The 26,271-nt window shown below is 53.3% G+C and carries 24 protein-coding genes; 11 read left to right on the top strand and 13 right to left on the bottom strand.

Annotated features, from left to right (window positions below; translation table 11 throughout):
- Positions 1–4 precede the first annotated feature (4 nt).
- From lgt to rppH, 3 genes are all read right to left on the bottom strand, one after another.
- Entirely contained in the window at positions 5–880 is an 876-nt protein-coding gene (gene lgt, locus HV243_RS04805; protein WP_003825606.1) for a prolipoprotein diacylglyceryl transferase, read from the bottom strand.
- 164 nt (positions 881–1,044) lie between these two features.
- Positions 1,045–3,291 carry a phosphoenolpyruvate--protein phosphotransferase gene (ptsP, locus tag HV243_RS04800; protein ID WP_016157379.1) on the bottom strand — a complete coding sequence of 749 codons (2,247 nt, stop codon included), beginning with the start codon at positions 3,289–3,291 and terminating at the stop codon, positions 1,045–1,047.
- A 12-nt stretch (positions 3,292–3,303) separates the two neighbouring features.
- Positions 3,304–3,834, bottom strand: a complete 531-nt coding sequence (gene rppH / locus HV243_RS04795) for an RNA pyrophosphohydrolase (protein WP_003825602.1) — start codon at positions 3,832–3,834, stop codon at positions 3,304–3,306.
- Between the two features lie 684 nt (positions 3,835–4,518).
- Between rppH and mutH the strand changes: the two genes are divergently transcribed.
- The 4 genes from mutH (at position 4,519) to HV243_RS04775 (ending at position 7,513) form a co-directional block, all read left to right on the top strand.
- Positions 4,519–5,214, top strand: a complete 696-nt coding sequence (gene mutH / locus HV243_RS04790) for a DNA mismatch repair endonuclease MutH (RefSeq protein ID WP_053389719.1) — start codon at positions 4,519–4,521, stop codon at positions 5,212–5,214.
- Positions 5,215–5,289: 75 nt separating this feature from the next.
- Positions 5,290–6,003 (top strand): TerC family protein, encoded by a 714-nt coding sequence (locus HV243_RS04785; protein ID WP_016154277.1) that lies wholly within the window; start codon positions 5,290–5,292, stop codon positions 6,001–6,003.
- A gap of 144 nt (positions 6,004–6,147) precedes the next feature.
- A complete protein-coding gene (ygdR, locus tag HV243_RS04780) occupies positions 6,148–6,366 on the top strand; it encodes a lipoprotein YgdR (RefSeq protein ID WP_000758660.1) in 219 nt (72 codons plus the stop codon).
- Positions 6,367–6,472: 106 nt separating this feature from the next.
- Positions 6,473–7,513: an NADP(H)-dependent aldo-keto reductase gene (locus HV243_RS04775; RefSeq protein ID WP_016154278.1), complete on the top strand. Its 1,041-nt coding sequence runs from the start codon at positions 6,473–6,475 to the stop codon at positions 7,511–7,513.
- 100 nt (positions 7,514–7,613) lie between these two features.
- Here the strand turns inward: HV243_RS04775 and lplT are convergent, their stop codons facing one another.
- Complete coding sequence (lplT, locus tag HV243_RS04770) at positions 7,614–8,819, bottom strand: lysophospholipid transporter LplT (RefSeq protein ID WP_016154279.1); 1,206 nt, start codon at positions 8,817–8,819, stop codon at positions 7,614–7,616.
- Complete coding sequence (aas, locus tag HV243_RS04765; protein ID WP_016154280.1) at positions 8,812–10,971, bottom strand: bifunctional acyl-ACP--phospholipid O-acyltransferase/long-chain-fatty-acid--ACP ligase; 2,160 nt, start codon at positions 10,969–10,971, stop codon at positions 8,812–8,814. Before aas ends, lplT begins: the two co-directional genes overlap by 8 nt.
- A gap of 598 nt (positions 10,972–11,569) precedes the next feature.
- Between aas and galR the strand changes: the two genes are divergently transcribed.
- A complete protein-coding gene (gene galR / locus HV243_RS04760; protein WP_016157382.1) occupies positions 11,570–12,598 on the top strand; it encodes an HTH-type transcriptional regulator GalR in 1,029 nt (342 codons plus the stop codon).
- A 13-nt stretch (positions 12,599–12,611) separates the two neighbouring features.
- Positions 12,612–13,622 carry a LacI family DNA-binding transcriptional regulator gene (locus HV243_RS04755; protein ID WP_053389721.1) on the top strand — a complete coding sequence of 337 codons (1,011 nt, stop codon included), beginning with the start codon at positions 12,612–12,614 and terminating at the stop codon, positions 13,620–13,622.
- 51 nt (positions 13,623–13,673) lie between these two features.
- Here the strand turns inward: HV243_RS04755 and lysA are convergent, their stop codons facing one another.
- Positions 13,674–14,930, bottom strand: a complete 1,257-nt coding sequence (gene lysA, locus HV243_RS04750; RefSeq protein WP_016154282.1) for a diaminopimelate decarboxylase — start codon at positions 14,928–14,930, stop codon at positions 13,674–13,676.
- Between the two features lie 118 nt (positions 14,931–15,048).
- Between lysA and HV243_RS04745 the strand changes: the two genes are divergently transcribed.
- The gene (locus HV243_RS04745; protein WP_016157385.1) at positions 15,049–15,984 is read left to right on the top strand and encodes a LysR family transcriptional regulator; all 936 of its coding nucleotides are present in this window, start codon (positions 15,049–15,051) and stop codon (positions 15,982–15,984) included.
- On the opposite strand, the gene HV243_RS04740 is transcribed toward HV243_RS04745, so the two are convergent.
- Positions 15,956–16,663 carry an aspartate/glutamate racemase gene (locus tag HV243_RS04740; RefSeq protein WP_016154284.1) on the bottom strand — a complete coding sequence of 236 codons (708 nt, stop codon included), beginning with the start codon at positions 16,661–16,663 and terminating at the stop codon, positions 15,956–15,958. The genes HV243_RS04745 and HV243_RS04740 overlap by 29 nt on opposite strands.
- A gap of 137 nt (positions 16,664–16,800) precedes the next feature.
- On the opposite strand from HV243_RS04740, the gene HV243_RS04735 reads away from it, so the two are divergent.
- Positions 16,801–17,127: a cupin domain-containing protein gene (locus tag HV243_RS04735; protein ID WP_053389722.1), complete on the top strand. Its 327-nt coding sequence runs from the start codon at positions 16,801–16,803 to the stop codon at positions 17,125–17,127.
- A gap of 144 nt (positions 17,128–17,271) precedes the next feature.
- Here HV243_RS04735 and kduD read toward each other — a convergent pair whose 3' ends face one another.
- The 4 genes from kduD to HV243_RS04715 all read right to left on the bottom strand — a co-directional run bounded on the left by kduD (position 17,272) and on the right by HV243_RS04715 (position 21,578).
- Complete coding sequence (kduD, locus tag HV243_RS04730; protein ID WP_016154286.1) at positions 17,272–18,033, bottom strand: 2-dehydro-3-deoxy-D-gluconate 5-dehydrogenase KduD; 762 nt, start codon at positions 18,031–18,033, stop codon at positions 17,272–17,274.
- Between the two features lie 57 nt (positions 18,034–18,090).
- Complete coding sequence (kduI, locus tag HV243_RS04725; RefSeq protein WP_053389723.1) at positions 18,091–18,927, bottom strand: 5-dehydro-4-deoxy-D-glucuronate isomerase; 837 nt, start codon at positions 18,925–18,927, stop codon at positions 18,091–18,093.
- Between the two features lie 485 nt (positions 18,928–19,412).
- Entirely contained in the window at positions 19,413–20,591 is a 1,179-nt protein-coding gene (locus tag HV243_RS04720; RefSeq protein ID WP_006686936.1) for an acetyl-CoA C-acetyltransferase, read from the bottom strand.
- 102 nt (positions 20,592–20,693) lie between these two features.
- Entirely contained in the window at positions 20,694–21,578 is an 885-nt protein-coding gene (locus HV243_RS04715) for a LysR family transcriptional regulator (protein ID WP_047357807.1), read from the bottom strand.
- A gap of 101 nt (positions 21,579–21,679) precedes the next feature.
- Between HV243_RS04715 and HV243_RS04710 the strand changes: the two genes are divergently transcribed.
- Together HV243_RS04710 and HV243_RS04705 are read left to right on the top strand one after the other, a co-directional pair.
- A complete protein-coding gene (locus tag HV243_RS04710; protein WP_016154290.1) occupies positions 21,680–22,135 on the top strand; it encodes a multidrug/biocide efflux PACE transporter in 456 nt (151 codons plus the stop codon).
- A gap of 142 nt (positions 22,136–22,277) precedes the next feature.
- Entirely contained in the window at positions 22,278–23,507 is a 1,230-nt protein-coding gene (locus HV243_RS04705; RefSeq protein ID WP_029139645.1) for an amino acid permease, read from the top strand.
- A gap of 53 nt (positions 23,508–23,560) precedes the next feature.
- Here the strand turns inward: HV243_RS04705 and rcnR are convergent, their stop codons facing one another.
- Complete coding sequence (gene rcnR / locus HV243_RS04700; RefSeq protein WP_016154292.1) at positions 23,561–23,833, bottom strand: Ni(II)/Co(II)-binding transcriptional repressor RcnR; 273 nt, start codon at positions 23,831–23,833, stop codon at positions 23,561–23,563.
- Positions 23,834–23,953: 120 nt separating this feature from the next.
- Between rcnR and HV243_RS04695 the strand changes: the two genes are divergently transcribed.
- Positions 23,954–24,841, top strand: coding sequence for a nickel/cobalt efflux protein RcnA (locus HV243_RS04695; protein WP_053389724.1), 888 nt, complete (start codon positions 23,954–23,956; stop codon positions 24,839–24,841).
- A gap of 45 nt (positions 24,842–24,886) precedes the next feature.
- Here the strand turns inward: HV243_RS04695 and HV243_RS04690 are convergent, their stop codons facing one another.
- The gene (locus HV243_RS04690; RefSeq protein ID WP_053389725.1) at positions 24,887–26,269 is read right to left on the bottom strand and encodes an amidohydrolase family protein; all 1,383 of its coding nucleotides are present in this window, start codon (positions 26,267–26,269) and stop codon (positions 24,887–24,889) included.
- Between the last annotated feature and the right edge of the window lie 2 nt (positions 26,270–26,271).

Here is a 26,271-nt window from a genome sequence, read left to right as displayed (position 1 = left end):
TTCCTCAGGAAACGTGTTGCTGTGGGCTGCGGCGGTACGCCCAAACCATCATAATAATACCTGCGACAATCATCGGGATTGAGAGGATCTGTCCCATGCTGATGTACTGTACCCAGGTGCCGGTAAACTGCGCATCCGGCTGGCGGAAGAATTCAACGATAATACGAAACGCGCCATAACCAATCAGGAACAGACCGGATACCGAACCCATCGGGCGCGGTTTACGAATGTACAGATTAAGAATGATAAACAACACAACGCCTTCCAGCGCCATCTCATAAAGCTGTGAGGCATGGCGCGGCAGCGAGCCGTAGGTATCAAAAATAGACTGCCATTGCGGGTTAGTTTGCAGCAGTAAAATGTCTTCGGTACGGGAGCCCGGGAACAGCATGGCGTACTTGAAATTCGGATCAACGCGTCCCCACAGCTCACCGTTGATAAAGTTGCCCAAACGCCCTGCGCCCAGACCAAACGGAATCAGCGGGGCAATGAAATCAGAAACCTGGAAGAACGAACGCTTGGTGCGTTTGGCGAAGATAATCATCACCAGGATCACACCAATAAGCCCACCGTGGAAGGACATCCCGCCGTCCCAAACGCGGAACAGATACAGCGGGTTATCGAGGAATAACGGGAAGTTATAGAACAGTACGTAACCAATACGCCCTCCAAGGAAAACCCCGAGGAAGCCCGCATACAGTAGATTTTCTACTTCATTTTTGGTCCAGCCACTGCCCGGACGATTAGCACGGCGCGTCGCCAGCCACATCGCAAAAATAAACCCCACCAAATACATTAAGCCGTACCAGTGAAGCGCGACGGGTCCGATTGAGAAAATGACCGGATCGAAATCCGGAAAATGCAGATAGCTACTGGTCATCTGTCACCACAAGTTCTTGTTATTTCGCTGAAGTCAGACAGCAATTGATAAGCGCGCCTGCATAATGCAGGCGCTCCAAAGGTGCGAATGATAGCACATGGGGATCGCAGCGGATGCCGATTACAGTTAAAAGATATGTATACCTACTGTTACCAGCCCTCGATTCACAATCCCCCGCGAATCAGTCCCCCCATGCCACGGCGTTCCATAAAAGCCGCCACCTGATGGCGTACTTCTGTCGCCATCTGCGCTTCCAGACTGCGTTGCGCCAGCGTTTGCGCCTCATCAAAATCGATATGGCGCAGCAGATATTTAACGCGAGCCACGGAACGACCGTTCATCGACAAATGGCGAAAACCCAGGCCGATCAGAATGGCCACGCACATCGGGTCGCCCGCCATTTCACCGCACAATCGCAAATCGATACCGCTTCTTTCGGCTTCCTGCGCAATCATCGCCAGCACACGTAACATACCCGGATGCAGGCTGTCATAAATGCTGGCCACCCGCGTATTGTTACGATCGACAGCCAGAATGTACTGGGTGAGATCGTTGGTTCCGACCGAGATAAAGTCTATCCGGTTTATCAGGTGCGGCAGCATAAACACCATCGACGGAACTTCCAGCATGATGCCAATGCGCGGTTTTGGGATCGCGTAGCCGATCATCTCTTCCACTTCGCGTCCGGCGCGTTCAATCAAACGTCGCGCTTCGTCCACTTCATCAATGCTGGTGACCATCGGCAGCAAAATGCTCAGGTTGCCGGTTGCCGCGTTGGCACGCAGCATGGCCCGAACCTGGATCAAAAAGATCTCCGGCTGATCGAGCGTTATGCGAATGCCACGCCAGCCAAGGCACGGGTTCTCTTCACTGATCGGCATGTAGGGCAGTTGTTTATCGGCACCGACATCCAGCGTACGCAGGGTCACCGGCTTGTCGTTAAACATTTGCAGCATGCCCTGATACTGCGCAACCTGTTCTTCTTCCGAAGGAAAACCGCTTTGCAGCATGAACGGGATTTCGGTGCGATACAGGCCAATGCCGTCGATCCGGCTCCCCAGCTTCTCTTCATGCTCCGGGCTGAGGCCCGCATTGAGCATCACCTTCACGCGCTCGCCACTTTTCAACTGTGCTGGCTGGTTGACGTCATCTTCCGCCAGGCGGCTCAGCTCAATTTCTTCACTGATAAGACGCTGATATTCCTGGATCAATACCGGTTCTGGATCGACCAGCAGTTCACCGCGATAACCGTCCACTACCAGCGTACGGCGGTGTAACACCGATGGCTGGATATCGGCCCCCATGACGGTAGGGATACCCAGCGCACGAACCATAATAGCCGCATGAGAGTTGGCCGCGCCGTCCCGAACAACCACACCGACTAAGCGGTCCTGAGGAAGTTCCGCCAGCGTGGTGGCGGAAAGCTCATCCGCCACCAGCACAAAACGTTCCGGCCAGGTATTCGGCCCCTGGATCGAGTCGTCAAGATGGAACAGTAGACGCTGGCCCAGCGCGCGTAAATCTCCGGCCCGCTCTTTGAGGTAGTTATCACTCAGCGCGGCAAACTGTTCGGCAAACTTTTCAATGATCGTTTTAACGGCCCACTCGGCCACCGAACCGTTATCCACTTCCGCAAACAGCTCACGGCGCAGACGAGTATCGGAAAGCAAGTGTGAGTAGAGATCAAAAATCGCCGCCGTTTCTTTTTGCGCCCCGGCGGTAAAGCGTTTGCTGTAGCGGCGGAATTCATTCGCCGCCTCTTCCAGCGCACCGGTGAGTCGCTCGCGCTCAAGCACCGGATCCAGCGTTGAAGCCTGATAGACCTGCTCCATCAGCGGCAGCGTCGCATCCTGCCAGCCTTCGGCTATTGCCACGCCAGGGGCGGCGGGCAATGCGCGGATGCGCGTTTGCCGGTATTGGCCGAACAACGCGTTAAGCTGCGACTGCGAAAGAATCGCCGCCATTTGCGTAGCGAGCGTGACGAGGAAAGACTCTTCACTTTCATCGTACTGGCGCAATTCGCGCTGCTGGACCACCAGCACACCTAACAGCTGACGGCGCTGAATAATCGGTACGCCTAAGAACGCACGAAAGCGCTCTTCTTTTACCGAAGGGATGTATTTAAAGCTGGGATGTTTTTGCGCATCGGCGAGGTTGATAGGTTCCGCCAGCCTGCCAACCAGGCCAACGATACCTTCATCAAACGCGAGTGCGACAGTACGACCACGCGGTTTCTTCAGTCCCCGGGTCGCCATGAGGTAATAACAACGTCGATCGTGATCGGCCAAGTAAACCGAACAGACCTCTGTATCCATCGCAAGACAGATGTCGGTAACCAGAATATTCAGCGCTTCATTCAGACGCGGAGCACTGGCCACCTTTTCGACTATTTCGCGCAGGCGGGTGAGCATAATTTGCGTAGCTTAACCTCTTTTACGTCTGTACGCAGGTGCGCTTTGCGGCTTAGGAGTGCTCTCCTGAAGCGCCATGACAACACTTGCGAATTCTTTCATCACCCTGCGATAGACATCGCGTTTAAATGACACCACCTGTCGAACCGGATACCAGTAACTCACCCAGCGCCAGCCGTCGAACTCAGGTGTACTGCTGGTTTGCATATTGATTTCAGCATCGCTGCTGACCAATTGCAGAAGAAACCATTTTTGTTTCTGGCCGATACAAACCGGCTTCGTGTCCCAACGCACCAAACGTTTCGGTAACTTGTAACGCAACCAGTTACGAGTAGAAGCAAGGATCCGTACATCTTTACGACTGAGACCCACTTCTTCAAAGAGTTCCCGGTACATCGCCTGCTCTGCTGTCTCTCCTGCATTTATCCCACCTTGCGGGAATTGCCAGGAGTGCTGACCAAATCGCCGGGCCCACATGACCTGCCCCTGGCGGTTACAAATTACTATCCCTACATTCGGGCGGTAGCCATCGTCATCAATCACCGGACTACCTCAATATAAACCTTATATACAAACGATTGTTTCACACTCCAGAGAGGCGGTAAACCACTCTGTTAAGGGCGCGATACTCTAATAACAATTGAATAACTCACAGCTAAGGGCGGAGTTATAAACAGAAGAAGGGCAAGCAAGGCGATTTTATTCACCTTTTCTGTGGATATAGTTGTGAAGAAGTACGGAATTACTATGGGAAAACCCAGAACAGTCCGAATAAGACATTCGTCACATATCAAAAATAGTCTTCTATATTCATAAAGTTAAAACCGTTCAGCGCAAATAAACCCATAGAAATGTGACGTATATCACGCACACGATCTTCAGGCTGATGAAAGATCGACCAGCGTTGGTTTTATCCACAGATTATGCCAATAAGTTAGGCACAATTTGTGTAAAAATTCGATTTTCGTCGCACGTCAAGGCTGTAAATTGAAACAGTAGTGGGGGTTTTTCACAGTTATCCCATCTTTCTGTGGATAACATGGTGTAAGATCCTGTTCATTGTCAGTGACCAGAATTGGAAAACCCGCTTCGCTGTTGCGCAACTCTGCGTATGTGAATCTAAAAACCAATATAAATCATAGAATTGAATAAAGCATGTGGAAAAAGATAAACTCTGTCCACACGGTATAAAATCTTTGCTCATTTTTTCACCTAAGGGTTAACCCGATGTCAGAACTCCATCCGCTGCTTTCTCCCCCTGAATCTGAAGCCCAGTTGTTGAGCCAGGCACGGCTGCTTTCGGGCTACGCGCTGGGAGAGTTGGCGGCAATGGCAGGACTCGTTACCCCCAAGGATCTCAAGCGCGATAAAGGCTGGATTGGCGTGTTACTGGAAATCTGGCTCGGCGCCAGTGCGGGCAGCAAACCGGAGCAGGATTTTGCGGCGCTGGGCGTGGAGCTGAAAACAATCCCAGTGGATAGCCTTGGCAGACCGCTGGAAACCACCTTTGTGTGCGTGGCACCGTTAACCGGCAATACCGGCGTTACCTGGGAAACCAGCCATGTGCGGCACAAACTTAAACGCGTTCTGTGGATCCCGGTAGAAGGCGAACGCAGCATCCCGCTGGCAGAGCGCCGCGTCGGCTCTCCCCTGCTGTGGAGCCCGAATGAAGAAGAAGACCGGCAATTGCGTCTGGACTGGGAAGAGTTGATGGACATGATAGTGTTAGGCCACGTCGAACGCATCACTGCCCGCCATGGGGAAGTGCTACAGCTGCGTCCTAAAGCCGCCAACGCCCGAGCGCTTACCGAGGCCATTGGCGCCCATGGCGAACCCATCCTGACCCTACCACGCGGTTTTTACTTGAAAAAGAACTTCACGCGCGCATTGCTTGAGCGACATTTCTTGTTCCAGGCGCAATAGCACCGTCCGGTCTTTCACCCGCCGCGTTACGGGCCTATAATTACCGCTTCTTTTTTTTTGGCAGGACTTTGTTCGATGTTATTTGCATGGATAACCGATCCTAACGCCTGGCTTGCGCTCGGTACGCTGACGCTGCTGGAGATCGTTCTTGGGATCGACAATATTATTTTCCTCTCTCTGGTTGTAGCCAAACTCCCGACAGCGCAACGCAATCATGCCCGACGTATTGGGCTTGCGGCGGCGATGATCATGCGTCTGGCACTGCTCGCCTCTATTGCCTGGGTAACGCGTCTGACAAACCCGCTATTCGAAGTGTTTGGCGAGGCAATATCAGCGCGCGACCTGATCCTTCTACTCGGGGGATTGTTCCTGATCTGGAAAGCCAGTAAGGAGATCCACGAATCCATTGAAGGTGAGGAAGAGGGGCTGAAAACCCGCGTTTCCTCTTTTCTGGGCGCGATTGTGCAGATCATGTTGTTAGACATTATCTTCAGCCTGGATTCCGTGATTACTGCGGTAGGCTTGTCCGATCATCTGTTTATCATGATGGCGGCAGTGGTGATTGCCGTGGGTGTGATGATGTTTGCTGCACGCCCGATTGGCGATTTTGTCGATCGCCATCCTTCGGTAAAAATGCTGGCGCTCTCGTTCCTGATTCTGGTCGGTTTCACGCTAATTCTGGAAAGTTTCGACGTCCACGTTCCGAAAGGATATATCTATTTCGCCATGTTCTTCTCTATTGCGGTAGAGACCTTGAACCTGTGGCGTAATAAAAAAAATCCGCTCTGATGAAATCCATCGCTCCCCGCACGGGGAGCGAATGCGCGTCACACCTACCTCTTCTCACAGTTTAAGATTTTACTGCTTTCGCCATGCACAACTTCGCGTTATTACTAAACTATTGTCAGATGCAGGCCATGTGAGGATAAGCAGATGAAAAAATGGGCAGTTTTGATTTCCGCCGTAGGACTGGCTTTTGCCGTTTCCGGATGCAGCAGTGATTATGTAATGGCGACAAAAGATGGTCGAATGATCCTGACCGATGGAAAACCAGAAATTGACGATGATACCGGTCTGGTGAGCTATCACGACCAGCAAGGCAATGCGATGCAGATTAATCGCGATGATGTGTCTCAAATCATTGAACGCTGATGGTTGAGGTCAGCAGCGCGCTGGCCTTAACAATTTTACTTCCCTTTTTCTCTTCCCTCAGCCATTTTTATAATCCTTATGTCGTGATTATAAAAAGGAAACGGCTATGCAATATCACCGTATACCCCACAGCTCGCTTGAAGTCAGTACACTGGGGCTGGGCACAATGACGTTTGGTGAACAAAACAGCGAAGCCGACGCACATGCACAGCTCGATTATGCCGTAGAACAAGGCATAAATTTGATCGACGTTGCCGAGATGTATCCGGTACCGCCGCGTCCTGAAACCCAGGGTCTCACCGAAACCTACGTAGGTAACTGGCTCGCCAAACACGGCAGCCGTGAAAAGCTAATCGTTGCTTCTAAGGTCAGTGGACCTTCACGTAACAACGACAGCGGTATTCGACCGAATCAGGCGCTGGACCGTAAAAATATTCGTGAAGCGCTGCACGACAGCCTGAAAAGACTGCAAACCGATTACCTGGATCTGTATCAGGTTCACTGGCCGCAGCGCCCGACCAACTGCTTTGGTAAGTTAGGCTACAGCTGGACGGACTCTGCGCCAGTCGTTTCGCTGCTGGATACGCTGGACGCGCTGGCAGAGTTTCAGCGCGCGGGGAAAATTCGCTACATCGGCGTGTCCAATGAAACCGCGTTTGGCGTGATGCGCTACCTGCACCTGGCGGACAAGCACGATCTGCCGCGCATCGCCACCATCCAGAACCCCTACAGCCTGCTGAATCGCAGCTTTGAGGTTGGACTAGCGGAAGTGAGCCAGTATGAAGGCGTTGAACTGCTGGCCTACTCTTGCCTTGGTTTCGGTACATTAACCGGTAAATACCTGAACGGCGCGAAGCCTGCCGGTGCACGCAATACGCTGTTTAGCCGTTTCACACGTTACAGCGGCGAGCAAACGCAAAAAGCCGTTGCGGCCTATGTGGATATCGCGAAACGCCATAATCTGGATCCTGCGCAAATGGCGTTGGCATTCGTGCGTCGTCAGCCGTTTGTCGCCAGCACCCTGCTGGGAGCCACGACGATGGAGCAGCTAAAAACCAACGTTGAAAGCCTGCATCTGGAGTTGAGCGAAGAAGTACTGGCAGAGATTGAAGCGGTGCATCAGGTGTATACCTATCCTGCACCGTGACGGTTAGTGCCTGATGGCGCTACGCTTATCAGACCTACAAATTGCTGCTCTCTGTAGGCCTGATAAGGCGACGCTGCCATCCGGTACATTCATTGTTCACTCATCTCGTACCAGGCTGGCGGCGCTGCCAAATCCACAGCGCCGCAATCGCCAGCGCAAACAGCGCGCCGAATCCAATACCAATCGCTACCGCCGGGATCCCCACCAGCACTGCCAGTGAGTAAATCCCAAGCATCAGCAGCATCGCGCTGTTTTCGCCCAGGTTTTGCACCGCGATCGCATTACCCGCACCGACGCTTTTCTTGCCTCGCTCCTGCAGCAACGCATTCAGCGGTACCACAAAGAAGCCACCTGACACGCCGATAAGCATCAGCAACGCGTAAGCCGGAAGCAGCGCATGCTGAAGTGAGAAAATCAGCACCACGACGCCAATCAGGATCCCCGCTGGCATACAGCGCGACACGGTTTCCAGCGTCACCAGCTTCGCTGCCGCCCCCGCGCCTACGACAATCCCAATCGCTACCATGGCATTGAGGTAGGTCGGCGTAGCGTTATCGGTGATGCCGAGCGCCACCGGAACCCACAGCACCAGCAGAAAACGCAGCGTGACGCCCGCGCCCCAAAAAAGGCTGGTTCCGACCAACGAAAAACGTGTTTCACCGTTGCGCCACAGCGAAGAGGCGGCGCAGAAGAAACTGCGCGTCATTTTCCCCAGATGCCAGGATTGGCCAGGACGAGCCGCGGCCAGTTTCGGGATGTACAGGTTAGCCACCACGGCGCCAGCATAGGCCAGCGCACAGGCAGAAAGCGCGGCAATCACATGCCAGTCGGCCAGAACGCCGCCGGCGACAGAACCGAGCAAAATCGCGGCGATGGTGGAGGCTTCCATCAGACCGTTGGCTTTCACCAGTTTGTCACCGGTGGTCAGTTCACCGAGAATGCCATACTTGGCCGGTGAATACGCGGCCGCGCCAATCCCCACCAGCGTATACCCGAGAAACGGATTAATGCCGAAGCAAATACTCGCCGCGCCCAGCAGTTTCAGGGCGTTCGCGAACATCATCACTCTGCCTTTGGCAAAGCTATCCGCCACCTGTCCAACAAATGGCGCAAACAGGATGTAAGCGCCCACAAACACCATTTGCAGGATTGGCTGGCTCCAGTCCGGATAAAATTGTTCCTTCAGCAGCGCCAGCGTGGCGAACAGCAGTGCGTTATCGCCAAACGCCGACAGAAACTGCGCGGCGATGACAGACATCATCCCTTTGGACCAGATTGAAGTGTTAGTGTGCGCTGACTCAATCATGTTGTTTTTCCGGCTCATCGACCCAGCTTTTCAGCGTAACAAAATCCGGCTTACCGCTGCCGAGCAATGGGAGTTGCTTCAGGTGGCGAATATCACGCGGCACGGCAAGTTCAGGCACGCCATGCGCTCGCGCATACTGCTGTAGTTTTTCACGCGTGAGTTCGCTGTCGGTAGTGAACAGCACCAGCGCCTCACCTTTGCTGGCATCGCTCTTGATCGCCGTGGCGTGCATTTTGTCTGCAGATACCGCCAATGCCAGTTGCTCAACCATTTCCAGCGAGACCATCTCTCCGGCAATTTTAGCAAAACGCTTGGCGCGCCCCTGGATCTGTACAAAGCCGTTTTCATCAAAGCGGACGATGTCTCCGGTGTCATACCAGCCGCGCTCAATCTCACCCTGCGCATTTTCTGCCGTCGGCACTTCCAGCACGCCAGGTTTTTCGACGCGCAAATAGCCGCTCATAATATTCGGGCCTTTCAGTTGTAAACGCCCACCGTCCTCAATACCCGGAACAGCCAGCAGTCGGGCATCCATGCCAGGCAAGATGCGCCCTACCGTTCCTGATTTTGCCGCCATCGGCACATTGATCGACACAACCGGCGCACATTCCGTCACGCCATAGCCTTCAAGGACGCGCAGGCCAAATTTCTCCTGCCATAGCTGCTTTGTGCTGTCTTGCAGTTTTTCTGCGCCTGCCACCACATAGCGCAGGCGGTGGAAATCGTACGGATGCGCGAAACGCGCATAGTTACCGAGGAACGTTGAAGTACCAAACAACACGGTGCAGTTCCGGTCGTATACCAGCTCCGGCACAATGCGGTAATGAAGCGGGCTGGGATAAAGAAACACTTCCGCACCGGTCAGTAGCGGCGTGAATAATCCCACCGTCAGGCCAAAGGAGTGGAACAGCGGCAGTGCCGACATAAAGCGGTCATCGGCGGTGAAATCGGCAATTGTTTTAATCTGCTCAACGTTCGCCAGAATACTCTTGTGGCTGTGGACCACGCCTTTCGGATGGCCTTCCGAACCAGACGTAAAGAGGATCACCGCAGCCTCTTCCGGCTGCTGTTTCACCTGCGCCAGATGCGGTGCCAGCAGATGTGAGAAAATCCACAGCTTATCGCTCAACGTCACATCGGCTTTTAAATCTTCCAGATAAACCCAGCGCACCTGGGTGAGCTGTTCCGGTAGATGCCAGAGTTTGCCTTTATCGAGAAACTGTCGGGAAGTGAAGATCGTTTTGATTTCAGACGCTGTAATGGCGCTGGTTAACCCTTTCACGCCCGCCGTGTAGTTCATCATGGCCGGAATGCGTCGACGCGCAATGGCTCCAAAAATGACCGCCGCGCTGATCCCCGCATTTGGCAGCATCAGGCCGATTTTTTCACCTTCGGCGCTGTATTTTTCCAGAATACGGGCCACAAAGAGCGTCTTAGTCAGCAGTTTGCGGTAGCTGTCCGGCGTAAAGTTAACATCTTCAATGCAGTTTTTGCCCGCGCCAAAACGGTATTTTGCCGCCAGCAGCGACTCGTATAGCGTTTCACGCGGGCGTACAGCCATGCGTGCTTCCATCATAATTTGATGCAGCATTTCACCGGCGATTTTGCGGCGATCGCGAGCTCGCGGGGCTTCCGGCATTGGCATTTGAGTCGGCGGTAGAATGTGCAGTTGGATACGCGGGAAGAATCGCTGTTTAACCAGACCTTTCAGGCGGCTGAAGTGGGAAAGCTCTGCTCCCTCAATGCGGACAGGAACGACCGTCGCTCCCGACTTCGCGGCGACAAACCCGGCACCGTCATATATTTTCATCAACGAACCGGTGGTCGAAATGCGTCCTTCGGGAAAAATCACCACCGGACGGCCCTGCTCGACCAGACGGACCAGATGCTTAATCGACATCGGTTTGGTTGGGTCTAACGGCACAAAGTCAATCAGCGGGGTTAGCCAGCGCATATACCATTGCTGGCTGATCGAGGTGTAAACGGCGAAGACGGGACGAATCGGTAAAAATAGCGCCAGTAGGATGCCGTCTATAAATGAGACATGGTTGGGAGTGATTAGAACGCGTTCTCCCTGTAGCGCGCTGACATTGCCCGTGACGCGAACGCGGAAAAGCACGCGAAACAGATTACGAAAAAAGCCAAATAGCATCTCAACTCCCTGTGCCATTAATTATAGAAACATTAATGGTGGGAGAGTATACGAGTTGGGGAATGGGCGCGACAGGTAAACAGGTAAATACAGTCCGAAAAAAAACCTGCGCATCCGCGCAGGTCGGTGCAAGAGACAGGTACGAAGTGCGTACCGAATAATCTCACCAATCAATACCTCTGGGATCTTGATTGTGGTCGTCAGCAGCCAGATACGCCAGTACGAAAACGCAAAGGAATGAACCCAAATGCAACGAGTTGTGTAAATTATCGGTTACTGTTACAGATAGGCTGAAGGCAAAAAAAAACCTGCGCATCTGCGCAGGCTGGTGTAATTCTAGTGATCAACCCGAAAGTTGATTTCACCTATCAATACCTCTGGGATCCCAACTTTAGCAATCAGCTCAGTTCTCCCACCAGCGAACAATCGCAACAGCACATCGCAAAGTGTAAGCAAAAATTAGCATTTTCTATTTTCTGTCTTACTTCGCTCGCGCGCGCTCACATTTGCGAGGTCCTGACGGGCAATCTGCTTGAACAGCCAGCCATTTTCCGTAACACTGACGGAATGTAAGCGTTTACCCACAACAGGTACTATCATGGCGACCATAAAGGATGTAGCCCGACTAGCTGGTGTATCAGTCGCCACCGTTTCTCGAGTGATCAATGATTCCCCCAAAGCCAGCGAAGCATCGCGTCTGGCCGTAACGAGTGCAATGGAATCACTCAGCTACCACCCCAATGCGAATGCGCGTGCACTGGCGCAACAATCCACTGAAACCATCGGTCTGGTCGTTGGTGATGTGTCCGATCCATTCTTTGGGGCAATGGTTAAAGCTGTCGAGCAGGTGGCCTATAACACCGGGAATTTTTTGCTGATTGGCAACGGCTACCATAATGAACAGAAGGAACGTCAGGCGATTGAACAGCTCATTCGCCACCGCTGCGCGGCCCTTGTTGTCCATGCCAAAATCATCCCGGATGCGGATTTGGCTTCATTAATGAAGCAAATCCCCGGCATGGTATTGATTAACCGAATTCTGCCGGGATTCGAACAACGCTGCGTTGCCCTCGATGACCGTTTCGGCGCATGGCTCGCTACCCGACACCTTATTCAGCAGGGCCATACGCGCATTGGCTACCTGTGTTCCAATCACAGTATTTCTGATGCGGAAGATCGTCTGCAAGGCTATTACGACGCGCTGGCGGAGAGCAATATACCGGTAAGCGATCGACTGGTGACGTTCGGCGAACCGGATGAAAGCGGCGGTGAACAGGCCATGACCGAGTTACTTGGTCGTGGCAAAAACTTCACTGCGGTAGCCTGCTACAACGACTCAATGGCGGCTGGCGCCATGGGCGTATTGAATGATAACGGCATTGATGTGCCGGGAGAAATCTCGCTGATTGGCTTTGATGATGTGCTGATTTCCCGCTATGTGCGCCCACGTCTGACCACGGTACGCTATCCCATCGTGACGATGGCAACCCAGGCCGCCGAACTGGCGCTCGCGCTGGCGGAGAAGCGACCCGCACCTGAAATTACCCACGTCTTTAACCCAACTCTGGTGCGTCGCCATTCCGTTTCGGCGCTGACAGAGCCGGGGAACTCATCGTCAAACGATTAACCAGGATTGCGTCATGACTACGATGTTGGACGTTTCACGACACGCAGGCGTCTCAAAAGCGACCGTTTCGCGCGTACTAAATGGAACGGGTCAGGTAAAAGAGAGCACACGCCAGAAAGTGTTCAAGGCCATGCAGGCACTCGATTATCGGCCCAACTTTTTAGCGCGCTCTTTGGCGAATCGCACCAGCAACAGCATTGGCCTGGTGGTTTCCACATTTGATGGATTCTACTTTGGCCGCCTGCTGCAACAGGCCTCGCGCCAGACGGAGTCTCACGGCAAGCAGTTGATCGTCACCGATGGTCACGACACGCCGGAGCGTGAGCAGGAAGCCGTGCAAATGCTGGCCGACAGGCAGTGCGACGCCATTATTCTCTATACCCGCTATATGAGTGAAACGGCGATTATGTCGCTGATGAACAGCATTGCGATGCCTTTGCTGGTCATCAACCGTGATGTCAGTCAGGCCCGCGATCGCGCGATTTTCTTTGAGCAGGAAGACGCGGCGTATCAGGCGGTCAATTATCTGATCTCGCAGGGGCACAGCGATATTGCTTGCATCACCGTGCCAGGCCATACGCCTACCGGTAAATCCCGCCTGATGGGGTATCGTAAGGCTCTGGAAAAAAACGGTATTCCCTGGGATCCTGATAAGGTTAAATACGGCGACTCCACGATGACGCGAGGCTATGAAGCCTGTCGAGAACTGCTGGAGGAAGGTGTGAGATTCAGCGCCCTGTTCGCCTGTAACGATGACATGGCATTAGGCGCATCAAAAGCGTTACATCAGGCCGGACTGAGGATCCCGACGGACGTCTCGCTGTTTGGTTTTGATGATGCGCCCAGCGCCAAATGGCTGGAACCGGGGTTATCTACCGTTTATCTGCCGATTGATACCATGATAACCACGGCAATCGACCAGGCTATCCGTCTGGCCAACGGTGAGAGCGTGGAGCCGATCCCTCCGTTTACCGGCAAACTGGTATTACGTGACTCAGTAACGCTCGGACCGTACTTTAAGTAATATGAAAAAGAGCCGGATGGCGACGCAAGCACCTTATCCGGCCAGCTTTACTCAGATTAATTCCAGCGCTAACAGCTCATCAATGGTCTGGCGACGACGAATCAGTCGCGCCACGCCGTTATCAAACAAGACCTCCGGCAGCAGCGGGCGGCTATTGTAGTTTGACGACATTGACGCTCCGTACGCCCCGGTATCATGCAAAACCAGATAATCACCCGGCACCACCGCAGGCAACAGACGGGTTTCCACATTTCCGCCTTCCTGCTGGGTAAACACGTCGCCTGATTCGCACAGCGGTCCGGCCACCACTGTTTCCCGTTGAGGAGTTTGTTGCAGAGAACGACCATCTCCCGCCAGCGCGGAGATATGGTGATAGCTACCGTACATGGCCGGGCGCATCAGATCGTTGAAGCCCGCATCGATCAGCACAAAGTGACGACTGCCCATCTCTTTTACGCTGCGCACCTGCGCCACTAACACACCAGCTTCCGCGACCAGGAAACGCCCTGGTTCGATCTCCAGTTTGACGGCATGACCCAGATGACGCGCAATACTATCGCGCGCGGCGTTCCACAATCCAAAATAGTGATCGGTGTCGATCGCCTCTTCACCTTCGCGATACGGGATTGATAAACCGCCGCCTGCGGAGATCGCCTCCAGATCCTGACCAAATTCCACCACCTGACGCACCATCGCGCCGCACACCTGCTCCAGATGCGCGTAGTCCACGCCAGAGCCGATATGCATATGAATACCCACCAATTTCAGCTTATAGCGCTGAATTACCTCCAGCGCCGCCGGAAGATCGCTGTACCAGATACCGTGCTTGCTATTCTCACCCCCGGTATTGGTTTTCTGACTGTGTCCATGCCCAAAGCCAGGGTTTACGCGGAGCCACACGCGATGGCCCGGCGAGAGCTGGCCCAGTTGTTCCAGCATATCGACCGACCCGGCATTTACCGGAATGCTCAATTCATGCACCCGAGCGAGCGTCGCTTCATCAATCATATCGGCGGTAAAGACAATCTCATCTTTGCCCGGTACAAAACCTGCCGCCAGCGCGCGTTCAATTTCGCCAAGCGAGACGGAATCGACCTTCACGCCCTGCTCGCGCATCAGGCGCAAAATATGAATATTCGAACATGCCTTCTGGGCAAAACGCACCACGTCAAACTGACTCAGTTTGGCAATCTGCGCGCGAATAATCTGCGCATCATAGACCCACACCGGGCAGCCGAATTCGGCAGGCAGGCGCAACAGGTTGTCGGCGGTCAGGTCAGTGTCTGTGTTGTTGAGTGGGCGTGGCATGGTGTGCTCCGGTATTGGCTTTTTTATGATTACGCCACAGCCCAAAAAGAATAAAAAATATCGTTTTATCGTGAGTCTATGCAAAAATGATATGGATTAGCTCATTCGAGGATTGCCTATGCCCGCGGTTAACCTGCGCCACATTGAAATTTTTCACGCCATCATGACCGCAGGCAATCTGACGGAGGCCGCGCGCATGCTACATACCTCGCAGCCCACCGTCAGTCGGGAACTGGCCCGATTCGAAAAAGTCCTGGGATTAACGCTGTTTGAACGCACGCGTGGCCGACTGCATCCAACCGTGCAAGGCTTACGTCTGTTTGAAGAGGTACAACGTTCGTGGTACGGCCTGGACAGAATTGTGAGCGCCGCCGAAAGCCTGCGCGAATTTCGTCAAGGTGAATTGTCGATTGTTTGCCTGCCGGTATTTTCGCAGTCCTTTTTACCGCCGCTGCTGCAGCCATTTCTTGCGCGCTATCCGCAGGTCAACATTCAGATCGTGCCGCAGGAGTCACCACTGTTGGAAGAGTGGCTGTCGGCGCAGCGCCACGATCTGGGGTTAACGGAAACGCTGCATACGCCAGCCGGAACGAAACGCACCGAATTGCTGGCGCTGGATGAAGTGTGTGTACTGCCGCAGGGGCATCCGCTGACCGAGAAAGCGGTATTAACGCCGCAGGATTTTCAGGGAGAGAACTATATCAGCCTGTCGCGGACCGACAGTTACCGTCAGCTACTGGACACCCTGTTTAACGAACATCAGGTGAAGCGCCGCATGGTGATTGAAACCCACAGCGCCGCTTCAATTTGTGCAATGGTGCGGGCGGGCGTGGGGATCTCGGTGGTAAACCCACTGACCGCGCTGGATTATGCCAGCAGCGGAGTGGTTATCCGCCGCTTCAGTATTTCGGTACCCTTTACGGTCAGCCTGATCCACCCACTTCATCGCCCTGCCTCGGCGCTGGTCGATGCTTTTACGGCGCATCTGCAAGCCCATCTCCCGAGACTTATCGATCCGCTGGAGGCTATTTTGTATCCACAGACGAAAGCATAAACGCCACCGCATCTTGCGCATGGATTGCCGCGGTGTCGAAAACCGGTAATGGACTTAGCTCGGCTGGAACCAGCAGACCAATCTCGGTACAGCCAAAGATAACCCCTTGAGCGCCCTGTTTAGCCAACTGATCAATTACGCTCAGGTAGTAGTCGCGGGAGGCGTTGCTGAACTCACCGAGGCACAGCTCGTCGAAAATAATCTGGTTTATTTTCTGACGGTCATCAGCCTCAGGAATAAGCGTGCTAATACCAAATTCAGTCTGTAGACGTCCGCGGTAAAAATCCTGCTCCATGGTGTAGCGCGTACCCAGTAGCGCCACGTTGCTCATCTGCTGTTTTTGTATGGCCCGACCCGTCGCATCGGCAATATGCAGGAACGGCACGTCACAGGCGGTTTCAATCGCCTCAGCAACTTTGTGCATGGTGTTGGTACACAGCACAATCCCTTCCGCTCCGGCTTGCTGAAGCCCTGCGGCGGCCTGCGCGAGGATCTCCCCAGCCCGCTGCCAGTCACCGCCAGACTGACAGGCTTCGATCTCGTGAAAATCTACGCTGTGCAACAGAATCTGTGCCGAGTGCAGGCCACCCAGACGCTGTTTTACCCCTTCATTAATGAGTCGATAATAAGGAATGGTGGATTCCCAGCTCATACCGCCTAACAGACCGATCGTTTTCATCATTTCCCCTGATTTGTTGTTATCTCTCCAGTGAACCAAAGATGTGATCAACTTTCCACATCTGTTGGCGTGCATTTCTTTTTTTAATTTTCTGATATAGGTTTAATGAAACATTGTTTTAATTACAGGAAGGCCGAATGTTTATTTTTCATAAAGAGACCACCCTTGAAGATCTGGGCAATGGCGTTACCCGACGCATTCTTGCTCACGACGGTAAAATGATGGCGGTTGAGGTGAACTTCGAGCAAGGCACGATTGGTCCGATGCACAATCATCCGCATGAGCAGCTGACTTACGTTTTGTCTGGGGAGTTTGAATTTACCATCGGCGAAGAAAAGCATGTCGTTAGGGCAGGCGATACCCTATATAAACAGCCCAACATTATGCATGGCTGCGTCTGTTTAAAACCGGGAACGCTACTCGATACCTTTACGCCCATGCGCGAAGATTTTCTGCCTGCGTAATTTTATCTGTTCGTAATCTGCCTGGCGGCATAATGTTGTTCCAGAGGGAATGAATATGTCGCCTCCGGTGTATTGCTACATTCACCTTATGTTTAACCGACAAAACCTGCCAAAGGGTAGGGTTTGTCAGTTCTGGAAAGCAGATTAACGCGCCAGCCAGCCGCCGTCTACCGCAACGGTATAGCCGTTGATATAGTCAGATGCGCTGGATGCCAGGAACACAATCGGCCCCATCAGGTCACTCGGCAGACCCCAACGACCCGCCGGGATACGATCGAGAATTTCTGCGCTACGCTGCTCATCAGCGCGCAGCTGTTGAGTGTTGTTCGTCGCCATGTAACCCGGCGCAATTGCGTTGACGTTGATGTTATGTTTGGCCCACTCGTTCGCCATCAGGCGGGTGACGCCCATTACGCCGCTTTTAGACGCGGTGTAAGACGGCACGCGGATCCCGCCCTGGAAAGAAAGCATAGAAGCGATGTTGATAATTTTGCCGCCGTTACCCTGAGCGATAAAGTGCTTCGCCGCGGCCTGAGACATAAAGAACACGCTCTTAATGTTCAGGTTCATCACGTCGTCCCAGTCTTTTTCGCTGAAGTCGATCGCATCGTCACGACGGATAAGACCTGCGTTGTTGACCAGAATATCGATATGACCGAATTCTGCCACTGCGCGCTCCAGCAGCGCCGGAATGCCGTCAATTTGACGCAGGTCGGCGGTCAGACTTAAAAAACGGCGCCCCAGCGCGGTCACGCGTTCGATAGTTTCCGTCGGTTCAACGATGTTGATCCCCACGATATCGCAGCCCGCTTCAGCCAAACCCAACGCCATACCCTGACCCAGGCCAGTGTCACAACCGGTCACAACGGCGACCTTACCTTCAAGAGAGAATGCATTCAAAATCATTGTAAATCCTTAATTTTTTATAATGCCCGCCGCAGCAGGCACGGCTATCGCCCGCAACTAGCGCAGATCTTTGACCGCTACATGGTCCATATCATCAAAGACCTGGTTTTCGCCGACCATGCCCCAAATGAACGTATAAGCTTTTGTGCCAACGCCGGAGTGAATTGACCAGCTCGGCGAAATCACCGCCTGCTCGTTGTGCATCACAATATGACGCGTTTCCTGAGGCTGCCCCATCATGTGGAAGACGCAGGTATCTTCTTCCATATTGAAATAGAAATAGACTTCCATACGACGTTCATGGGTATGACACGGCATGGTGTTCCACAGGTTACCCGGCGCCAGTTCGGTCAGACCCATGCTCAACTGGCAGGTTTCCAGCACATCCGGCACAAAATATTTGTTGATGGTACGACGGTTACTGGTGAGGTCATCGCCCAGCGTCACTGGCGCAACGTCTGCTGGCGTGACTTTTTTGGTTGGATAAGTCATGTGGGCCGGCGCGCAGTTGTAGTAAAACTTCGCCGGTTTCGCCGTATCGATGCTGGCGAATACCACTTCTTTGGCCCCTTTCCCGACGTACAGCGCGTCACGATGACCAATTTCATAGCACTGGCCGTCAACGGTAATCGTGCCCGGGCCACCGATGTTAATCACACCCAGCTCACGACGCTCGAGGAAGTAGGTTACGCCCAGCTGTTTGCCGACTTCGCCACCCACAGAGACGGTTTTGGCCACTGGCATAATGCCGCCAACAATGATGCGGTCAATGTGGCTGTAGACCATGGTGTATTCATCTGGGACAAACACTTCTTCGACCAAAAACTCATTACGCAGCTCCTGAGTATCCAGGGTTTTCGCATGCGCACTATGGATGCTTTGTCTTACGTCCACATTTACCTCCAGTGATAAATTGACCGTGAATGCTTAAACGAATAGCAAAACGCTGTTCCGTTTTATCTTATGCACTCATGATATCCCTCCCGGAATGGGTTTTCAATTACAAATAAAACAACGTTTCACTTTTTCTGCGTCTTATTATCAAAAGTGTAATTGCGATCACGCTAGCGCATATAAATCGCGGGAATGGTTTCAATAAAATTATTTAAAACAATTAGATAGATAAAAATAAACAAGAGTAGTTCATGAGGGGTAGGGATAAGACATTGAAAATACAGCCAGCCTCACATGCCGTTCACACACCTTTTCTAACAAAGTGCGCTGTTAATCACATGAAATGAAACACCGTTTTGATACGTTAGCAGAGTTTAGAGTGTATGTTTCTGTAACTGGCCTTGCCCTCCTGTTGGAGGGCTTTTTTATAGATGCAGGGGGAAATACAGTGGGGAAGGCGTTTAAGCAGAGAAAACTACGGGTGGTTAATCTCGTTCGATAGCGAGCGCCACGCCCTGACCACCGCCGATACATAACGTTGCCAGGCCCTTGTGCGCCCGACGCTTCACCATTTCATGCACCAGTGAAACCAGAATACGGCAGCCAGATGCGCCAATCGGATGACCAAGCGCAATGGCTCCGCCGTTCACATTCACTCGCCGTTCATCCCACTCCAGCATTTTTCCAACGGACAATGCCTGTGCGGCAAAGGCTTCGTTGGCCTCGATAAGATCAACATCAGCCAGTTGCCAGCCCACACGCTCAAGGCAACGGCGCGTCGCGTACACCGGCGCAATTCCCATGAGCGCGGGATCGACCCCGACGCTGGCAAAGGCGCGGATGCGGGCCAGCACCGGCAAATTCAGCTCCTGGGCCTTAGCCTCGCTCATCATCATCACCGCAGCGGCGCCATCGTTGATGGATGACGCGTTGCCCGCGGTTACTGAACCGAGCCTGTCGAAGGTCGGATCCAGGCGCGCCAGCCCTTCTGCGCTGGCATCGGTGCGCGGCTGTTCGTCGGTATCCACCACGAACGATTGCCCATTACGCTGCGTTACCACCGGCACGATTTCATCTTTAAAGCGCCCGGCGTCAATTGCCATCCGCGCCTTGTGCTGCGAATGCAGTGCGTAGGCATCCTGCAGTTCACGGCTGATGCCATATTCCCGCGCCAGATTTTCCGCGGTAACGCCCATATGGTAATCGTTGAAAGCGTCCCACAGGCCGTCATGCACCAGGCTGTCGACCAGTTGACTGTTGCCCAACTGTGCGCCGGTACGGCTATCAGTAAGGACATGCGGCGCACGGCTCATATTCTCTTGTCCGCCCGCAATGACAATGTCGGCTTCGCCGCACTGGATAGCCTGGGTCGCCAGATGCAGCGCTTTCAGACCCGAGCCGCAGACATCGTTAATGGTGATGGCGGAGACGGTATTGGGTAGCCCACCATTGATGGCGGACTGACGCGCCGGATTTTGCCCGGCACCTGCGGTAAGCACCTGTCCGAGGATCACTTCATCCACAGCGTGAACGTCCACGCCCGTGCGCTCCAGTAACGCCCTGACTACCATGCTACCTAATTCAACGGCAGAGTGGCGCGCCAGCGTCCCCTGGAAGCAGCCGATCGGTGTCCGTAACGCCCCGACTATCACAACCTCTTTCATCACCACCTCAGCGCAAAATAACACCGCAATAGTAGATGATTGTTAAAAAGAGTTATTAAGGTTGTTTAAAAACGGTGATTTTTATCACAAAGGAAATTCGTATCATTTATTGGTCATCTGAACGCCACTCTGCTGTAAATGGTCGCGCAGCCAACTTCCCGCCACGCCAGGCGGTGATTTCTTATTCCACAGCAGATCGATAGAGATAGCCTTTGGCCAGCCGGGCAGCATCAATTGGACCAGCGGTTTTTCTGCCGCAAACTCCTCCACCAGCGCACAAGGGAGCGCGCACCAGCCGAATCCCTGCACCGCCATACTCAGCAGCAACAAATAGTTAGGCGCCGACCAGACGGGGCCGCGCGCCACGTTGGTGCCGCTTTCCAGATAGGTATTCAGCCGCAGCTCTCGCCAGGTATGCAGCTGTTCCCACTGCATTTTTTCTTGAGTCGCCAGTGGATGTGATGCCGCAACGTATAATCCCATCCAGGTTTGCATCGGCAGACGCGTGACGCCCATGTCGGTCGGGTAATCCTCCCGCGCTTCGATCAACCCAACCTGAGCACGTCCTTTTTGCAGCAGATCGATAACGTCTTCATCTTCGCCAATCAGACATTCAAACTCGGTATGGGGAAACTTGTGGTCAAACTGCACCATCAATTCTTCCAGCACATCCGGGTGCAGCGTGTCAGACAAAACGAAGGTCAGACGCGCTTCCGTTTCACCCGACAGCGAAATTGCTGCCTCATCAAGACGTTCGCTGGCCGTCAAAATTGCCTGCACATAGCCCAGCACCCGCTTACCTTCTTCGGTTAGCGTCGGCTGACGTGATGAGCGGTCAAACAGCGCAAAACCGAGATCGGCTTCCAGATGCGCAATGGCCGTGCTGATGGTGGACTGACTTTTACGCAGCCGCCGGGCCGCAGCAGAAAATGAGCCGCAGGAAACGGTCTCCACAAATGCCGTTAACGCTTCAGGGGAGTAACGCATGAACTATCTACTTTATCGATGGATACTATCTTTTAGATATCACATAAAACGATAAAATTGCCACCATTCCGTTATCCGGGCATCAAAGAAGGTTTTAGATTATGCAACACGATACAGTCCAACGCCGCTCGTTACTGGAGCGAATTTTTCATGCCGTCTGCTTTGAGGGCATTGCCACCGCGATCCTCGCACCAACCACCGCATGGTTGATGCAGCGCTCGGTGCTGGAAATGGGCGGACTGACCATTCTTCTCGCCACGACGGCGATGATCTGGAATATCATTTATAACGCCCTGTTTGACCGACTGTGGCCGTCGCACCTGGTAAAACGTACGGCTAAAGTGCGGGCATTCCACGCCTTAGGCTTCGAGAGCGGTTTTATTGTCATCGGGGTGAGCATCGTGGCGTATGTGCTGAACGTCAGCCTGCTCCAGGCATTCACGCTAGAAATAGGTTTCTTCCTGTTCTTCCTGCCATACACCATGTTCTATAACTGGGCTTATGACACTTTACGCGAGCGCGTTATGAAGCGTCGCCAGCAGCGCGTTACTGCCTGATAATTCAAACAATAGCCGGAATCGTCTCGGTTCCGGCTTTTGATCCATTCACTCGCCCGCTTGTTGACACCTCCCCCAGCCCCTGCCATTTGTGGTAAATTGCGCTTCTTTTTGTTTATTTTATAGTTGATACGTTCAAATAATGTCGAAATTTTGGTCAAAAGAAGAGACTCTCTGGAGCTTCGCACTATATGGGACTGCCGTCGGCGCAGGAACCCTCTTCCTCCCCATACAGCTGGGTTCTGCAGGCGCGGTGGTGCTGTTTATCACCGCACTCGTCGCCTGGCCTTTAACCTACTGGCCGCACAAGGCGCTGTGCCAGTTTATCCTGTCCTCAAAAACCTCGGCAGGTGAAGGGATCACTGGTGCAGTTACGCACTACTACGGCAAAAAGATAGGCAGCCTGATCACGACCCTCTATTTTATTGCCTTCTTTGTGGTGGTGCTGATCTACGCCGTGGCGATAACCAATTCACTCACTGAACAACTGGCAAAACATATCGCCATCGATCTGCGTGTTCGCATGCTGGTCAGTCTTGGCGTGGTGCTGGTGCTGAACCTGATTTTTCTGATGGGCCGACAAGCAACCATTCGGGTAATGGGCTTTCTGGTGTTCCCGCTCATCGCGTACTTTTTGTTCCTTTCGCTCTACCTGACCGGAAGCTGGCAGCCAACGCTACTCACCGGCCAGATGTCTTTCGATCAGCACACGCTTCATCAGGTTTGGATATCTATTCCCGTGATGGTTTTCGCTTTTAGCCATACGCCAATTATCTCGACGTTCGCCATCGACCGACGTGAGAAATATGGCGAGCAGGCCATGGGTAAATGCAAAAAAATCATGAAGGTAGCCTACGTCATCATCTGCCTGAGCGTGCTGTTTTTCGTCTTCAGCTGTTTGCTTTCGATTCCGACAAACTATATCGAGGACGCGAAAAATGAAGGCGTGACCATTCTGTCAGCGCTATCGATGATGCCAAACGCACCAGCATGGCTGTCGATTTCTGGGATCATTGTCGCCGTCGTGGCGATGTCAAAATCGTTCCTCGGCACCTACTTTGGCGTGATTGAAGGGGCAACCGAGGTGGTAAAAACATCGTTGCATCAGGTGGGAGTGAAGAAAAGCCGGGCCTTTAACCGCGCCCTGTCCATTATGCTGGTTTCGACCATTACGTTTATCATTTGCTGCATTAACCCTAATGCAATTTCAATGATTTACGCGATTAGCGGGCCGCTGATTGCCATGATTCTGTTTATCATGCCGACATTATCTACCTATCTGATCCCGGCGCTAAAGCCGTACCGTTCAGTGGGTAATCTGATCACCCTGATTGTCGGTCTGCTGTGCGTATCTGTGATGTTTTTTGGCTAGAACGTGTTTTTAACGGCTCATTCATCAGTATGTGGATGAGCCGTTAAACTGACTTATTTGATGTACGAATCGAGTACCTTCAAAACCACATCCAAATCTTCTTCGCGCTTAATTTCATCGCCCTGATGCACAATGTGCTCGGTCAGATGACCTTTAATAACCTCGCGCATTAACCCGTTTACCGCACCACGGATCGCCGCTATTTGCTGCAATACCGCCGCGCATTCATGCGGTTCATCCAGCATGGTTTTCAACGCCGCTACCTGCCCCTGAATCTTACTGGCTCGGGCTTTCAGCTTTTGTTTGTCGCGGATCGTATGTGACATAGCAATACCTTTTCAACGTCTGGCTGGAGCGACAATACCATCGTCATTCTACTGGGGGGTAGTATTTAATACTGGGGGGGAGTAGAATCTGGCAAAATTAAACAACTAAGAATCATTCTCATGGGTGAGTTTTCTACGCTTCTTCAGCAAGGCAACGCCTGGTTTTTCATTCCCAGCTCGATTCTATTAGGAGTGTTACACGGTCTGGAACCGGGGCATTCCAAAACGATGATGGCGGCCTTTATTATTGCCATTAAGGGAACCATCAAACAGGCGGTGATGCTGGGGCTGGCGGCAACGCTGTCGCATACCGCAGTGGTATGGCTGATTGCGCTCGGTGGGATGTATATCAGCAAAGCGTTTACTGCCCAGGCCGTTGAGCCCTGGCTGCAGTTTGTCTCGGCGATTATTATTCTCGGGACCGCATTCTGGATGTTCTGGCGAACCTGGCAGGGAGAACAGAACTGGCTGACCCAGACGCATCATGACCACGATCATGATCATCACCATGATCATGATGACCATCACCACCATCATAACCACGATGAAGCTCACCATCATCATCACGAACATGACCACGATCATAACCATGCTGCGTTAGCAGGGCTGAGCGAGGGTTCGAAAGCGTATCAGGATGCCCACGAGCGGGCACATGCTACCGATATTCAGCGCCGCTTTGCAGGCAAAGAGGTCACCAACGGCCAAATATTATTGTTTGGTCTGACCGGCGGGTTGATCCCCTGCCCTGCTGCCATTACGGTACTGCTGATTTGCATCCAGCTCAAAGCCTTCACGCTGGGTGCCACTATGGTGCTGTGCTTCAGCCTCGGGCTGGCGCTAACGCTGGTAACGGTGGGCGTGGGAGCGGCAATCAGCGTGCAGCAGGCGGCCAAACGCTGGAGCGGATTTAACACACTGGCACGCAAAGCGCCCTATTTTTCCAGCGCGCTTATCGCGATGGTCGGCTTATATATGGGGATTCACGGCTATATGGGGATCGTCGGTTAACGAGCAGAGAGCGCAGCAGCGATTGCCGCTGCGCATCAAACCAGGCTAGCTTGCGACGTTCCCCCACACCAGTTGGCCTTTATGGAAGGTCGCGGTGCGTGGGGAGATTCGCGCGACCGCTTCCGCTGAGCAGGAGGCATCCACCAGTACAAAGCTGGCTTCATCCTGCGCCTTCGGCCAGACGCGCTCACCTTTATCGTTAAGCGGCAGCACATCGCCGGTGGCGAGGAACAGCGCCCGCGACAGGTTGACTTCATTGGGACGAATATAGAGCTGCGCGTACAGATTCGCCTTCTCCAGCATGTCTCCAAGCCCGTACGGCGACCAGTGGTCAATCACACTGTCAGTCCCGGTAATCACTTCCACGCCTTTGTCACGCAGCTGCTTGAGCGGCATATGCAAGGTTCCGATCGGCACCGTCGAGGCAATAGTAATCTGCTGCGCCGCCATGCGGCTCGCCAGCGCATCCACCTGCTGTTCGTTCAGCGTCGCCAGCGCAAATGCGTGGCTGATGGTCAGTTTGCCCTTCAACTGCGGCGTTTTCTCCACCGTTTCCACCATGTAATTCACCGCCGCAACGCCCGCCGGGCTGGTTTCATGCAGATGGATATCCACGCCTTTATCGTAATCCAGCGCAATCTGGAACATGGTGTCGAGGGATTTTTCCATCGCCCCGTCCACGCTGGTTGGGTCCAGACCGCCGACGTAATGCGCCCCCGCCTGCATTGCTTCACGCATCAACGGTTCAGACTTTGATAACAGCAGGCCATGCTGCGGAAACGCCACGATTTCACAGGCAAAACCCGGCTGGCGACGCGCCAGCACCGCCTGCAGATTTTCCAGGTTTTTCAGCCCGGAAACCGGTTCGATATTGCAATGGCTGCGGGCGATCGAGGTGCCCTTTGATTGCAGCAGATCGATGAGCTTTTCCGCGCGCTCCTGCGTGTATGGCTGGAGTTCAGGCAGCAGCTTTTGCTCCAGGCGGATCATATCCTGAATGGTGGTGCCAGCCGGGCGATTCAGCGAACGCCAGGGACCGCCGTAAAAGGTTTTATCCAGATGGATGTGCATGTCGCGCATGGCGGGCAGCATCAGCTTTCCACCCGCATCGTAGTGCGGCAGCGTCGCATCCGGATGCTGCTTATTCTCACGCAGGGCAACAATTTTCCCGTCCTGAATTTCAACGGTTTGCAGCGCGGTACGGGTATGCACCACCACCGAGTTTTCGTAATCAAAACCCGCTTCCAGCAGGACGTTATCCAGGTAATAGTGCTTATCGTTAATCGTCATTGTGCTCTTCGTCCCGCAGGTGTTCCCGACAGGATTAGCAGCATACGCGACCGGAGCCACTGCGCCAAACAGCGCGGCAGCGGTCACCATTTTTCCGCTCTGACTTAAAAATTCACGGCGGCTGTTACTTTCCTTCATTC

This window comes from Citrobacter sp. RHBSTW-00599 (assembly GCF_013784065.1).
Lineage (GTDB): Bacteria > Pseudomonadota > Gammaproteobacteria > Enterobacterales > Enterobacteriaceae > Citrobacter > Citrobacter braakii.
The sequence above is the reverse complement of the archived record's forward strand: the minus strand, read 5'-3'. Positions and strand labels throughout refer to the sequence as shown.